This is a genomic window from Pantoea sp. MBLJ3, assembly GCF_000816655.1.
In the GTDB taxonomy this organism is placed as follows: domain Bacteria; phylum Pseudomonadota; class Gammaproteobacteria; order Enterobacterales; family Enterobacteriaceae; genus Pantoea; species Pantoea eucalypti.
In genome coordinates, this window is the sequence record NZ_JSUT01000029.1 from 36,511 (window position 1) to 50,085 (window position 13,575).

At 52.1% G+C, this 13,575-nt stretch carries 14 protein-coding genes; 7 read left to right on the forward strand and 7 right to left on the reverse strand.

Features of this window, described 5'->3' with window-relative positions; translation table 11 throughout:
• Window positions 1-10 precede the first annotated feature (10 nt).
• Window positions 11-448: a VOC family protein gene (locus tag NP77_RS19345; RefSeq protein WP_008924790.1), complete on the forward strand. Its 438-nt coding sequence runs from the start codon at window positions 11-13 to the stop codon at window positions 446-448.
• Window positions 449-608: 160 nt separating this feature from the next.
• Here the strand turns inward: NP77_RS19345 and NP77_RS19350 are convergent, their stop codons facing one another.
• A complete protein-coding gene (locus NP77_RS19350; protein ID WP_052250676.1) occupies window positions 609-1,229 on the reverse strand; it encodes a protein phosphatase CheZ in 621 nt (206 codons plus the stop codon).
• Between the two features lie 167 nt (window positions 1,230-1,396).
• Entirely contained in the window at window positions 1,397-2,071 is a 675-nt protein-coding gene (locus NP77_RS19355; RefSeq protein ID WP_039661349.1) for a hypothetical protein, read from the reverse strand.
• 212 nt (window positions 2,072-2,283) lie between these two features.
• Between NP77_RS19355 and NP77_RS19360 the strand changes: the two genes are divergently transcribed.
• Window positions 2,284-2,595, forward strand: coding sequence for a cupin (locus tag NP77_RS19360; protein WP_003851688.1), 312 nt, complete (start codon window positions 2,284-2,286; stop codon window positions 2,593-2,595).
• A 21-nt stretch (window positions 2,596-2,616) separates the two neighbouring features.
• Here NP77_RS19360 and NP77_RS19365 read toward each other — a convergent pair whose 3' ends face one another.
• Together NP77_RS19365 and gstA are read right to left on the reverse strand one after the other, a co-directional pair.
• Window positions 2,617-3,327, reverse strand: coding sequence for an alpha/beta fold hydrolase (locus tag NP77_RS19365; RefSeq protein WP_039661350.1), 711 nt, complete (start codon window positions 3,325-3,327; stop codon window positions 2,617-2,619).
• A 105-nt stretch (window positions 3,328-3,432) separates the two neighbouring features.
• Window positions 3,433-4,038, reverse strand: a complete 606-nt coding sequence (gene gstA / locus NP77_RS19370; protein WP_008924786.1) for a glutathione transferase GstA — start codon at window positions 4,036-4,038, stop codon at window positions 3,433-3,435.
• A 123-nt stretch (window positions 4,039-4,161) separates the two neighbouring features.
• On the opposite strand from gstA, the gene NP77_RS19375 reads away from it, so the two are divergent.
• Window positions 4,162-5,046 carry a LysR family transcriptional regulator gene (locus tag NP77_RS19375; RefSeq protein WP_181405308.1) on the forward strand — a complete coding sequence of 295 codons (885 nt, stop codon included), beginning with the start codon at window positions 4,162-4,164 and terminating at the stop codon, window positions 5,044-5,046.
• Between the two features lie 334 nt (window positions 5,047-5,380).
• Here the strand turns inward: NP77_RS19375 and NP77_RS19380 are convergent, their stop codons facing one another.
• Both NP77_RS19380 and NP77_RS19385 read right to left on the reverse strand, forming a co-directional pair.
• A complete protein-coding gene (locus NP77_RS19380; RefSeq protein WP_039661351.1) occupies window positions 5,381-7,240 on the reverse strand; it encodes a M48 family metallopeptidase in 1,860 nt (619 codons plus the stop codon).
• A 364-nt stretch (window positions 7,241-7,604) separates the two neighbouring features.
• Window positions 7,605-8,042, reverse strand: a complete 438-nt coding sequence (locus NP77_RS19385) for a DUF2628 domain-containing protein (RefSeq protein WP_033762506.1) — start codon at window positions 8,040-8,042, stop codon at window positions 7,605-7,607.
• Between the two features lie 394 nt (window positions 8,043-8,436).
• Between NP77_RS19385 and NP77_RS19390 the strand changes: the two genes are divergently transcribed.
• Both NP77_RS19390 and NP77_RS19395 read left to right on the forward strand, forming a co-directional pair.
• Entirely contained in the window at window positions 8,437-8,778 is a 342-nt protein-coding gene (locus NP77_RS19390) for a hypothetical protein (RefSeq protein ID WP_003851674.1), read from the forward strand.
• A 71-nt stretch (window positions 8,779-8,849) separates the two neighbouring features.
• Complete coding sequence (locus NP77_RS19395) at window positions 8,850-9,407, forward strand: hypothetical protein (protein ID WP_003851672.1); 558 nt, start codon at window positions 8,850-8,852, stop codon at window positions 9,405-9,407.
• 149 nt (window positions 9,408-9,556) lie between these two features.
• Here the strand turns inward: NP77_RS19395 and NP77_RS19400 are convergent, their stop codons facing one another.
• Complete coding sequence (locus tag NP77_RS19400; RefSeq protein WP_369700126.1) at window positions 9,557-10,735, reverse strand: ABC transporter ATP-binding protein; 1,179 nt, start codon at window positions 10,733-10,735, stop codon at window positions 9,557-9,559.
• Window positions 10,736-11,000: 265 nt separating this feature from the next.
• On the opposite strand from NP77_RS19400, the gene NP77_RS19405 reads away from it, so the two are divergent.
• On the forward strand, window positions 11,001-12,221 hold the full coding sequence (locus tag NP77_RS19405; RefSeq protein WP_039661352.1) for an extracellular solute-binding protein: 1,221 nt from the start codon (window positions 11,001-11,003) through the stop codon (window positions 12,219-12,221).
• A complete protein-coding gene (locus NP77_RS19410) occupies window positions 12,221-13,570 on the forward strand; it encodes a carbohydrate ABC transporter permease (RefSeq protein WP_369700127.1) in 1,350 nt (449 codons plus the stop codon). Before NP77_RS19405 ends, NP77_RS19410 begins: the two co-directional genes overlap by 1 nt.
• The last annotated feature ends 5 nt before the right edge of the window (window positions 13,571-13,575 follow it).

A 13,575-nucleotide genomic window follows, 5' to 3' on the forward strand; every position in this document is an offset into this window, starting at 1 on the left:
AGGTAACTTCATGATAAGAAGAGTGGATCACGTCGGTTTTTCAGTTAAAAACATTGATGAGTCATTATTCTTCTGGACTCATATTCTCGGAGGGGAGTTATTACGCGAAGGGAAAATGTCTGGGCCCATCATTGATGAAGTTACAGGCGCAAGGGGGGCTGATGTACGAATGGCGTTGCTTGAGCTGGCTGGCATCAAAATTGAATTACTCCAATACGATAACATTAAACAGCCAGCAGAACCCTCAGCACCCTACATCCCCGGCTATGCTCACCTTGCGTTTATAGTTGAGGATCTGGATACGCTCTTGCGCAAAGTATCGGAGTATGGCTGGAAAACACCAGGTAAACCTCAGACAGTCTTATCAGGTCCCATGCAGGGAACCAGAGTAATTTATTTACAAAGCCCCGATGGACAGACGCTGGAGTTGATGGAGCACGGTCAATGAAGTCCACCTGGCATAGCCCGTTATCGGCTTATTTGAAACATTGATCTTTGCAATGTCCGCTTCTGGCACAATACGGGCTCACATCAGGACCGGCGATTTGTCCTGGCGAAAACCCTTTTCTTATCAGGCGTGAGAGTTCGCCTGGCCTCTTTCTGTCGACCTACATGCCCAGACTGGCCAGCAGGTCATCCACATCATCCTGACTGGCAGGCGTTTCTGATGCGGAAGCGGGTTTAGAAGGCGCATTACGTTCGGCGCTGCTATGTGAGCCTGCGTTATCACGGATGACCTGTATCAGTTGCTGCTCCGCCTGGTTCAGCACGGCCATCATTGCCTGCACAATTTGTCCTGTGAGATCCTGGAACCCCTGCGACATCATTATCGCGTGCAGTTGCTGTTGTGTCAGACCCGTGACACGAGGGACGTCATTCAGCAAGGCAACGGTATCTGTAGCTAATGCCTGGGTCTGTTCTTTGTCTGACAGCGTCCCGGAAGTGGCATCCCAGCGTTGTGTGAGTTTCTCCGCTTTTTCTCCCAGCTCAGTTTGCAGCGGCTGCGTGATTTCCACGCTGTTGATTACGCCCTCTGCTGCTTCGCGGGTCATTGTGACGACATAACCCAGCCTTTCACGGGCGTTCGGAATGCTTCCCGCCACATCGGCAATGGTTTTATCAAGCCCCAGCTGTTGCAGACTGTCGCGAAGCTGCCGCAGGATGTGGCCAGCACGCGCCGTAATTTCGCCAATTTCCTGATGCTTACTATAAATGTCGGATGGTGACATGGATGTTGTTTCCTGCGTACAGAGTGTCGATACCTGAGGTTATCGGCAGCTCTCGGCAGATTTTTAAATTTCCCAGGAATTTTTCCTCAGGTAAAAAGTGACATGATGACAATGAGGCGGCATTGGCTGAACGTCATCAGGCTGGTGGAAGCGAGAAATAACCCTGATTAAATCGTCAATGGGTAACATATCGTCCAGTTATAGTTGACCCTCGCCAATTTTAAATCCCCGGTAACATCGCCAAAATTAACGGCCTGGCGTTCAAAAATATACTGACGCTGAGAGGTGGGTAGAAAATCGGCGCCGTAGCGCAGAAGGGTGCTGTGCCAGAAAGGGGCGGGTAATGGGCTGCCACTGTGACGCAGCTGCAATTCATTCTTCCATTGAGAATTCAAAACGCTTTCGCAGAAGGACTGGCGCATAGCGATTGCAGTACTGTCAGGGATTCCCGCCAGCAACAACTGGCTGGGCAACGCAACCAAGCGAAGGTCTCGTATAACGATTCGCTTTGCATCAAATCCAGTCCAGATCTTCGTCAATTCTGCCACTTTTCCTGGCAGTGGCTCGTTTTCGTTCATGAACGGCAGAGTCAGGGGCAGGAAGGTAAAATGGAAACCCTCCGGGGGAAGAACATCAGCAAGTGGGTCATCTTTTGTGAGCTGCTGCAATTCACCAATAAGACGCGAGGCATCCAGAGAAACAGGGGGCTGTATACCCGAGGCAAGAGCCAGCCTGACGGGATCGTAATAGTTTCCCTGTTTAATATCCCCAACTCCTGCATTTTTCGCCCAGATGGCGGTGGTGTTTTCGTTTGTTGAACGATAGAGGTTTTGCAGACTCATCGATGACAGACCTTTTGGAATTAGAATGAATACAGGCTTTACCCTGCTATTTCTGCCCGGTATTTTACGCTATTCAATTAATTATTTAGTGTTCACCTGCCCTTAAACAGACAACGATGGGACAGATCAGGACAACATAAAGCGGACGCATAGAATCCATCCACTCTCTCTGATATTGATGACGCTAAAGCACGTCTGTTGAGGGAGAAAAGATGAATTTTTTTAGCAGTAAAGAATTTACTGGCTCAAGAGCATGGGACTCACTGCATATTGCCAGCTTTGATAATGTCAGCGTGAAACTTCACTGGACCGATCAGCCTTACAAGTGGCACATCAACGATGGACAGGAAGTTTTTGCTGTCATGGATGGATGCGTTGAAATGCAATATAAGGAACAGGGCGAAGTTAAAAGCCGTGTTCTCAACGCCGGTGATATCTTTTACGCCAGTGAAGGAACCGAGCATATCGCGCGCCCACAGGGCATCGCACGCGTGCTGGTTATTGAAAAAGAGGGCTCGGTTTAATCAGAGTGTTTCTTTATCGGGTCAGGCCTGATAATCCGTGACGAAACGGGATATCTCCTCTCCCAGACTGAGCAGAAATGATTCGCGTGAAGGATGGGTATCTATTATGTGCGGCGGCAGCGTGTTCATAAAAGTAAAATGGCCCGCATCCTTAACCACGTAAACATCAATTACCTTTTCTGATTCTGATTGCATAAACAGCGCTTGCGACGGCGGTGTCAGAGTGTCCTTTTCGCCTGTCCAGATCTTCACCGGCACATTGAGGGATGCGAGTGCCGAGGGGGCTTTAAAAAAGTCCGCCGCAGGCGCTAACAGGAACAGTTGATTTAAAACCTGACTGCCTGCAAACGTCACCTTCTCTCCGGCTCGGGTCCACGCCTCCGCGCCGACTTGCATCAACAGAATCACGGCGCCGAGGGAGTGCCCGACACCGGCAATCGATTCATAATCATGACCAAAATTATCCAGAGCGAGGGCAAGCCTCTGGCTACGATCCAGCAGGTCAATCTTTGAGGGTGTGGGTGAGGTCAACCGATCAAAATGCGGTGCGACCACCGCAATACCATTCCGGTTAAAGGTCTGCAAGAGCGCCAGATGACGCAATGGACTTCCTCCAGCACCGGCTGCGAAAAGGATGCATTGCCTGGCCTCTTTCGCCCTTAATAGCGTGACCTCGAAATCCTTACCGGCATGCCGGATGACAGCGGTTTCCACCTTCTCGCTGTAAATCATAAAGCCGACTCCCTGCTGAAACATGAGTCCCGTGATACTAACCCATCGCGTGTGAAACGATAGTTTTTGCCCACTCCGGAACCCGGCCTTGCAGCTTTGCTGCGCTTACTGCGACGCCTCTGCCAGTAATGCCGCCTGCACAGCAGGGCGCGCGCTGATCCTCGTCCGATAAGCCACCAGCGCTGGCCAGCGCGCCAGTTCAATGTTGAAGAATTTGCACCAGCCCAGCACGGTGTACAGATAGGCATCAGCAACGCAGAACGACGCTCCCATCAGAAAGGCTTTATCGGCCAGCGAAGTCTGCAGATAGTCGAACCGCCGGAACAGCTTCTCGCGAAAAATCGTCAGAACATTTTCGGGCAGGGACGTGTTAAACAGCAGCGCAGACCCCGCATGAATTTCACTGGTAATAAAGTTAAGCCACTCCTGCAGACGAACCCTCTCCCAGCTTCCTGCTGGCGGTGCCAGCTTGCTTTCTGGTTTCAGGTCAGCGAGATACTGCACAATCGCTGGCCCTTCCGTCAGTATCTGCCCGTCATCCAGTTCCAGCGCAGCGACATAGCCTTTGGGATTGATTGAGCGAAAGTCATGCCCGTCAGCGGTGAGCTTGCTCCTGTTATCCACTTTAACCAGCTCAAACGCTATTGCCAGTTCACGCAACACGATGTGGGGCGAAAGCGAACAGGTATCCGCGGCGTAGTAAAGTTTCATCTTTTCTCCGATAACATTAAAAGCGGGTAGCGTGTGTTGTGCCTGAATACACTGTGCTCAGTCTCACTGTTGCTGTAAAATTAATGTTTAATAAATTAACTATAAGCCTGGCTACTGATGACTATGATGAATCTTCAACACTGGCGCCTGCTGGTGGCGGTGGCTGATGCCAGTAACATCTCGCGCGGCGCTGAAGTGACGGGCATGACCCAATCTGCTGCCAGTCAGGCGATTGCCCAGTTAGAGTCCTCGCTGGGGTTCCCGTTGTTCGTGCGGGAGCGTCGTCAGATCGGTATAACCGCCCTGGGTGAGCAGGTGATTGAACATGCCCGAACGATGGTGGCGCAGCTCAATGCTATTCGCGAACTGGCTGATGCGCACAGGGGTTTAAAAGGGGAACGTATCCGGCTTGCCAGCTTCCCCTCGGTCACTTCTACACTTTTGCCTGGCTTGCTGCGGAGCTTTAAGCGTCTGCATCCGGACATGGATGTGGTGGTGCTTGAAGGGACTGATGAGGAAGTGGAGGCGTGGCTGGCAGCAGACACCGTTGAGCTTGGGGTGGTGATGAACCCCGCGCCCGGACGTGCTGACGTGATATTAGGACAGGACGCCTGGGTTGCGGTGATGCCTGCCAGCTCTTCGCAGGCTAGCGCGAACGGCATCACCCTGCAGGAACTGGCAGACCAGCCCTTTGTGCTTGCGACAGGCGGCTGCGTGGTGAATGGGAGAAGCCTGATCGAACAGGCAGGCCATCAGCTTACCGACGTGCGGGTAAAAGTCCGCGACTGGATCAGTGCCTGCCTGCTGGTGCGAGAAGGGATGGGGGTTGCACTGGTGCCGGAATCTGCTCTGCCAGCGGAGCTGCGCGGCCTGACCGTGCTGCCGGTAATCCCTGCGGTACACCGTGAGTTCGGGCTGGTCTGTTCACGCGCCGGAAAAGCTTCTGATGCCACGCAGATACTCCTGAAAGGCGTGCGAAAAGGGCAGGGACACCAGGCGGCATGCTGATCAGGCGGAACAATCGACATCACTCAGAATTCGCGTAAATGGTCGAAAAGCGGTAAAGCCGGGGCAGATTCACAAGTAAAGCGCCTTGCTCGCCCAGCGTCTGCTTCATTAAGCTTCAATCGCTTTTGTCATTCCGGCCACGTCGGGATCGGGTGAGGTAAACAGGATAGCCAGGCAGCACAAGGGCAGTCACCGTCATCGCGGGCATGCTGGCACTGCTTGCGCTTTTAAACACGATCGGTCCTTTCTTTATGTGGTCAGAAATACAGACTGGAAATGGATATTCGCATTGGCTCCCTTATCAGCTGCGATGAGGGAGCCGATGACAAACGGCTTATGCGCTTGGCGACGCTTCGGCTGATTCTTCTTTCATTAACGCCCTGACCGTCTGATGGCGATGCCAGTAAAGGCCGAGAGTATTTTTAAAGGCTTCAATCTCTTTCTTCAGGCCAGGTAAGGGGATCTCACTGCGCTTTTTACCTTTAGCGTTCGGCTGCTCATGCTGTAGGTAGAGCTTATCCCGGCCGAAATTACGAATGACATTGATGTTTTTTACGTTATCCCACTCCAGCAGTTCGGCGGTTTTCGGTGACACGATGCCCTGCCAGGTGATGACAATCTGCGAGCCATCTTTAAGCGTGTAAGGCACATTGGGGAAATGCTTCAGCACCAGCGCGGTTTCCATCTCACCCTCAGGCTGATAACGCCAGGCCAGGCTTTCCTCATGCACTGAAGAGAAGTCGCGTTCATATTTCTGCCACAACTGCTGCTCGATCTCGTTGGCAACCGGCATCAAATCAACCCAGCTCTTGGCCGGGAAATCGGCGGCGACCGCTGCATAGTCGGCTTCGTCGATGTTGTATCCGACGTTGCGCATCCTTTCTGCCAGCGGCGGGTGTGAGTCAAAGGGGTGCGGCACATTCTGTTCGCGGACAACGCTGATAAAGTCCGGAGACGCGACATGCTCAGGCAGACCGGCAGCGATAGCTTTACTGATCCCCAGTTCATTTTCATGCAGCGTCCGGTTATTAAAGAAATTGCGCTCAACTTCACTGCGGTAACTGGCATAGGCGGATACTTTGATCAGCGATTCGATAATCGCGGCGGGGGAGACCAGCGTTGAGGCATTGCGATCCGCCACAAACTCACGTTCACGGCTGTTGCGCTGCCATGCCAGCTCAAACAGCATGCGATAGAGGTAAAGCGGATAGTACACGATCAGTGTTGCCAGATTCTGACCCATCAATTGCATGTAGAGGTCAAAGCGATGCAGCTTCGGTCCCAGCAGTGCGCCGGAAGCGGTGTCACCTTCATGCAGGTGTGTCAGCTCATGGACCATCACGCCATCAGCCTGCGCAACGGTGAGCTGACGCAGCAGCGGAATGCTGACATAGAGTTTACGACCGGTAAGCGGGTGTCCGTTTACGCTGAGTGGGGCTTCCGTCACGTAAAAGTTGGTATCGATGCCCGCAACGATATGATCGGGGGGCGTGGTGCCGACTCTGGCGGCCAGCATATCAATCTGTGACCAGAGTGCCGGAGCGGCTTCGCGGGTCACGACTTCACCTTCAATACTCTCTTCCGGCGGGAGTTTTTTGAAGATGCCTTTAATCATGTAATACATGCCGGCCAGCACCAGCAGGCCTACGGCCATCACCAGCTTTGGATAGTAGGTTTGCGTGAAGAAAGCGGTACCCCAGAATGAGAGCCAGACCAGCATGCCGCCCTGAACCATAACTTCCAGTGAACAGGCCAGCATCAGGAATTTGCGGGCCAGCGCCAGACTGATCACCTGTCCCTGGCGGCTTTTAAAAGCCAGCGCACTGAACAATAGCACCATTAGCAGGACAACGCCGCTGCCGATCAGCGTCCAGAAAGCCACTTTATCCATCATGTAGAACTGCCACAACTCGGATTGCGGTGCGCAGACGGCGTTTTTGTAATCCTGCAGATTTTCATCGACCGGGCCGCAGACGCTGGACGGCGGGTTCTGCTGCAAAAATGTCTGCAGTTTGCCGGTATCCTGATGTTGCTCCTGCGCATCGTTCATAAAGAACTGGGTGTACTGCTGATCGAGTTGCGCATTGCCGTATTCAGCAAAAACCAGAGTAATAACAGGTACCAGAAACAGTGTGAACAGCAGCCAGAGAAATACCTTCAGATAACCCTTTTTCAATTCCGTTAATGATTTCAAAATAATAACATCCTATATGTCAGTGAAAGGGAGAAGCTGCTGACATCAGGAAGTTCTCAACAAGAATATCCTGGCCCCGACTATGCCGTGCGGGGCACGTAAGCGCTTCAGAGAGAGTGTAATGAGTGCAATGAGATTATAATCCAGTCTGAACTCATTTTGAAAAGCCCGGAAAATATTTCTGGATGTTTTTCATTGCCCGTTCGCTATTCTTCGGGCGGCTCACGTTGCTCAGGCATAACACCGATAATTTGAGTTAAAGTTTATTATTTATTTTGGTCAGCCTCCGCCATGAAGTTTAAAAAGCTGCCTTCCTGCTGACCCTATACCAGATTTTATATTTTGCCAGTTGCGCTGAAAAAAATTACCAGCGCATCCCTTTAAAGGGGTTCCAGCCGTTATCGCCTTTTCGCTCTTTCAGGTAATAATTGTAATTCGTACTCATGCCGTACAGTGCATTAAAGCCATAGGCCAGGCCGCCCTGAAGATACCGTGGGAACTCCATGCCCGCTATCGCTAAAGCGATGATCAAAATAACATAAACAGCCATCATAATTAAAATCAGCATGATGTTCTTTTTCCACAGGCCGAGTACAAACAGATAAATCGGGCCAAAAATGAAGGCAATTAAATTCATGTTCACTCTGAATTTTTGCCTGAAAGGCAGTTGCTTCAGTGCCTGTCTGAAGCCGGGTGAACTGGGAGCACCATAACGGTCGAAAAAATCAAAGCGGGCCTGCCACCTCGCACTGTATTCTTTAGATCTGTTCTCTTTACCATTATTTTCAGTGAGTTGTTCCATATCAACCTCCATGCTTTACACGAAATCTGACGATCACCATACTGTTTCATCCGGATGACAGCGGCATAAATGTCTCCCACCTAAACAGCCGATGCAAATGTTAAAAACAGCGATATCACAGCCGCGATTCATTCAAACTAAAATAATAGCGCAGTGCAACAAACAGCAGTGCCGCATCCGGCGAGCAATATTAATGGCACACTGGATCCGGGATAAGCAACAACCTCAGGAAATAATCCTGGCGGCATCAGGCGTTTTATAACGAATCGGGCTGATATGCCCTGAACGGGGCAGGGAGAATATTAGCACCAAAGAAAATATCGCTACAATGATAAAAATATGTTAATTTCAAGAAAATAATTTCTCGTTCCTCACCCATCTATAGGATATAAATATGATCGCCTGGAGCGGAGTCGGGTTTTTTGTCGCACTATTAATTTGTGCTGCTTATCTGCTGTGTAAATGGGTGCTGGATTTTTATTACTACGATGGTTTTTTTGTCGCGCATTTATGGGCGACAGGCGCAACGCTCATCGTTGCTGCCCTCTTTTGTGCGCTCTTCGTCTGGGCGCTCCGGCAGGAAAAATGGCTGGACTCCATCGCAACGGCGACCAAAAGTGAGCCGATGATGGCCCCCGAAAAAACCCACAACTTCTTTTTTATCCCCGTTCTTTACTGGCCGATAATTTTGTTATTGCTCGGTTCAGGGATCTGTATTTACGACCTGACCCGATAACGCCTCTGCCTCGCCGACACCCGATTCGGTGTCAGTGAAATGGAAATAGCCACTACACGAAGGAGTTCACGGTGAAATTACGTCAATCATTAAACATTATGGGTGCGCTCTGCCTGACGGCTGCACTTGGCAGCGCCCCGATGATCGCATCAGCAGCCGAAGCGAAAACAGCACAGGCTGCAAACACGCAGAATCAGACGATCTCGTTGCTGGATGGCAAACAGACTTTCAACCTGCAGGGTTATGAAAAGCAGCCTGTTCCGGGCGGTGGACCCGGAACCATGTATGTAAACAAGCAGGAAAAACGCGTGTTGATCATTGGCGAAGAAGAGATCCCGCTGATTGCGCGCGGTGGCAGTGACGCTGATTTTCTTGAAGGCGGGAAGTCTATCAAAGACAAGCAGAAGCAGGCGTCACCTTCTTATACGGTGATCAGTGAGAAAACTGAGAATGACAATGGTCTGCCCGTTTATCACGTTGAAGCCACTGACAAAATGGGGGGTAATGATGTTCAACAGGCGACGCTGCTGGCGGTTGCCAACAAGAAATTCTCCGTTATTCAGGTGGTTTCAAATCACAAAGATAAAGCTGGCCACCTGAAAGCGGTTAATAACATTCTTGGTAAATAAGCCGGGACAGCGGGTCAGTAAGAGAAGGGATTACGGGTGAGTCATGCGTTTACTCAGCCGGTAATGCCTTCTCTGTCCCCGGTTTTTTCCAGGTCTTAAAACATAAAAGGCCGTTTCCGGCCTCTCGTTATCTCCCCCAGATACTCACTTCAGGCCGCACGCACCTGAGGCATTTCAATATCCGTACTGATGCGTGCGCCCTCGGCATCAAATACCATGCAGTGATGCGGATGGAAAGACGGACGCAGCGTCTGGTAAGGGCGGAAATGCACATCACCCGGCAGCAGCATTTTGAAGCCGTCGTGGCCATGGCTCTGACCAAACAGATAGGTGTTGTTGCCGAGTCGCTCAACCACCTCACAGTGGAAGTCGATGTTCAGTGGCGCATCGCCGTTGATCTGTAACTGTTCCGGCCGGATACCCAGCGTGATCTCATCACCGGGCTGCAGCTGACGGATTGGTGAGGGGAGTTGCAGCCGGTTTTCGCCGTCATTTATCAGGGCGACCAGCCCGGAGGGGCCACACTGCTCCACGCGCGCGGGCAGGAAATTCATCTTAGGTGATCCGATAAAGCCCGCGACAAAGCGGTTAATCGGGTTGTAGTAGAGTTCCATGGGCGAACCGACCTGTTCCACCTTGCCGTAATTCATCACCACAATCTTATCGGCCAGCGTCATCGCCTCCGTCTGATCATGTGTCACATAGACCATGGTGGTTTTCAGCTCCTGATGCAGCTTAGCAATGTGCAGCCGCATATCGACACGCAGTTCCGCATCCAGGTTCGACAAGGGCTCATCAAACATAAACACCCGAGGATTACGGACAATAGCGCGGCCAATCGCAACACGCTGACGCTGCCCGCCAGAAAGTTGTTTAGGTTTACGATCCAGCAGATGCGCCAGCTGCAGCGTCTTCGCCACCATCTCGACCTGATGCTGAATCTGCGCTTTTGGCAGACCGTTTACTTTCAGACCGTAGCCGATATTCTCCGCCACCGTCATATGGGGATAGAGCGCGTAACTCTGAAACACCATCGCCACGCCGCGGTGCGAGGGTGCGACATCATTCATCACCTCATCCCCAATCAAAATCTCGCCTTCACTGATCTCTTCCAGACCGGCAATCAGCCTCAGCAGCGTGGATTTACCGCAGCCTGATGGACCGACAAAGACGGCAAATTCACCGGCCTCAATATCGAGCGCAATATTTTTCAGCGTTTCTGTTTTACCAAAGCGTTTGGTGACGTTTCTCAATCTGATACTGGACATGCTAATCCTCACAACAAGATGTCTGGCGGCTAAAATGTATGACGTATAACAGTTGATCATTTTTCACGTCAGCCCTGATGGTGCCTGTGCTGACTATAACGTTCAGCCAGAGTGCACCCTATCGCTGTTTTTGATTTCTGTAATACCGATCACACATTGGTGCAAACGGGCTGGAGCGCAGCACCTGTTCCGCGTAGTTTATGGCTCAAATGCGATACGTTATTCACTCTTCACATGCCTGATAAATCCTTATTCAGCGTGTGTCTGAAAAAAGAACAACAGCAAATGACAGCTAAAAATGTCATACCTTCACACGAGGCCAGCAATGAAAATTAAAATCAACGTTACGCTACTCCTGTCAGCATTGATGCTTAATCAATCCGTCTGGGCCGCTCAGCAACTTACCGTCTGGGAAGACATTAAAAAGTCAGACGGCATTAAAACGGCGATCGCCGATTTTCAGAAACAGTTTGGCGTTGAAGTGAAAGTACAGGAGATGCCGTTTGCACAGCAGATCGAAAAGCTGCGCCTGGATGGTCCGGCAGGCATCGGACCCGATGTGCTGGTGATCCCCAACGACCAGCTTGGCAGCGCAGTCGTGCAGGGCCTGCTGGCACCACTGAAAATCGACACGGCAGAACAGAGCGCCTACACCCCGTCAGCGATGGCGGCTTTTACTCAGAACAACGTGGTCTATGGTGTCCCCAAGGCGGTTGAAACGCTGGTGCTGATCTACAACAAAGATCTTTTGCCTGCGCCGCTGAAAACCCTGGATGAGTATCGCGTGTTCTCGCAGAAGCAGCGCGAGGCAAAACAGTATGGCTTGCTCGCGAAGTTTGACCAGATTTACTACAGCTGGGGCGTGATGGCGCCAATGGGGTCTTACATCTTTGGCAAAGACGCTAAAGGCGCGGTTAACACCAAAGATATCGGGCTGAACACGCCAGGCAGCGTGGAGGCGGTGACTTACCTCAAGCGCTTCTTCAGCGAAGGATTGCTGCCAGGCGGCATCATGGGCGACAACGGCCTGAACGCTATCGACTCCCTGTTTACCGAGAAGAAAGCGGCGGCGGTGATTAACGGGCCATGGGCGTTCCAGCCCTATCAGGCTGCCGGTATCAACTATGGCGTGGCACCGCTGCCACTACTGCCCAACGGCAAGCCAATGAGCTCCTTCCTGGGTGTAAAAGGCTATGTGGTGTCCACCTGGAGTAAAGATCAGGCGCTGGCGCAGAAATTCCTCACCTTTATTAACCAGCCGCAGTATGTGAAAGAGCGCTATCAGAAAACGCAGGAGATCCCGCCCGTTACAGCATTGATGAACGATCCGATTATTAAAAATGATGAGAAGGCCAATGCGGTCGCAGTGCAGGCGGCACGTGCGTCAGCCATGCCAGGCGTACCAGAGATGCAGGAAGTGTGGGGGCCGGCCAATGCGGCGCTGGAGCTGAGCGTTTCAGGCAAGCAGGAGCCAAAAGCGGCGCTGGATAACGCGGTGAAGCAGATCACCATGCAGATTGAAGCGATGCAGGCCAGCAACCAGTAATGCGGGTTCGCGGGATAACCGTACAGGATAAGGATCAGAGTGTGGCTATATCTTCCGATGAACATCTGGTGACGGCTAAGCCGCCGCGTCGTCATGCGACCACCGGTGCGCTGCTGGCACTGCTGCCTGGCTTTGGCCAGTTTTACCACCGCCAGTGGGCGAAAGGGTTGTGCTTTCTGATTCTGCTCAGCAGCTTTACCGGCGTCTTCCACGATTTTCTGCGTGAAGGATTCTGGGGGCTGTATACGCTGGGTGAATCAGTTCCGCGCGATAACTCCATTTTCCTGCTGGCTGAGGGGATTATCAGCGTGCTGATTGCCGCTTTCGGCGTCGCGGTATGGAGCGTGTCTGTGCGCGATGCGTGGGTCAATGGCGCCAGGCGCGACAGGGGCCAGCAGCTTAACAGCGTGCGACAGCAGTACCAGTTACTGCTGCGCGACGGCTTCCCGTATCTGATGATTTCGCCGGGCTTTATTCTGCTGGTATTCGTGGTGGTGTTTCCGATTCTGTTTGGTTTCGCCATCGCCTTCACCAACTACAACCTCTATCACACGCCCCCGGCGAAGCTGGTGGACTGGGTGGGGTTCAAAAACTTCATCAACATTTTCACGCTGTCGATCTGGCGCTCCACGTTCTTTGACGTGCTGCAATGGACGGTGGTCTGGACGTTGCTGGCGACGACGCTGCAGTGCACCGTGGGCGTGATGCTGGCGATTCTGGTGAATCAGAAAGACCTGCGCTTTAAGCCGCTGATCCGCACCATCTTTATCCTGCCGTGGGCGGTGCCGGGCTTTGTCACCATTCTGGTGTTTGCCGGGATGTTCAACGACAGCTTTGGGGTGATCAACAACGCGATTCTCGACTTCTTTGGTATCGCGCCTAAAGCCTGGATGACCGATCCGTTCTGGACCAAAACGGCGCTGATCATGATGCAGACCTGGCTGGGCTTCCCGTTTGTGTTTGCGATGACAACCGGCGTCCTGCAGGCGATCCCGGATGACCTTTATGAGGCCGCCATCATGGACGGAGCCAGTGCCTGGACGCGGCTGAAAACTATCACGCTGCCGCTGGTGCTCTACGCCATTGCGCCGATCATCATCACGCAATACACCTTCAACTTTAATAATTTCAACATCATCTATCTGTTTAACAACGGCGGTCCGGCCGTGGCGGGGTCGAATGCCGGCGGAACCGATATCCTGGTGTCATGGATTTACAAGCTCACCATGTCGTCGTCGCAATATGCGATTGCCGCCACTATCACCATTTTGCTGTCGATTTTCGTGGTAGGTCTGGCGCTGTGGCAGTTCCGCGCGACCCGGTCATTCAAACAAGATGAGATGGCGTAAGGAAG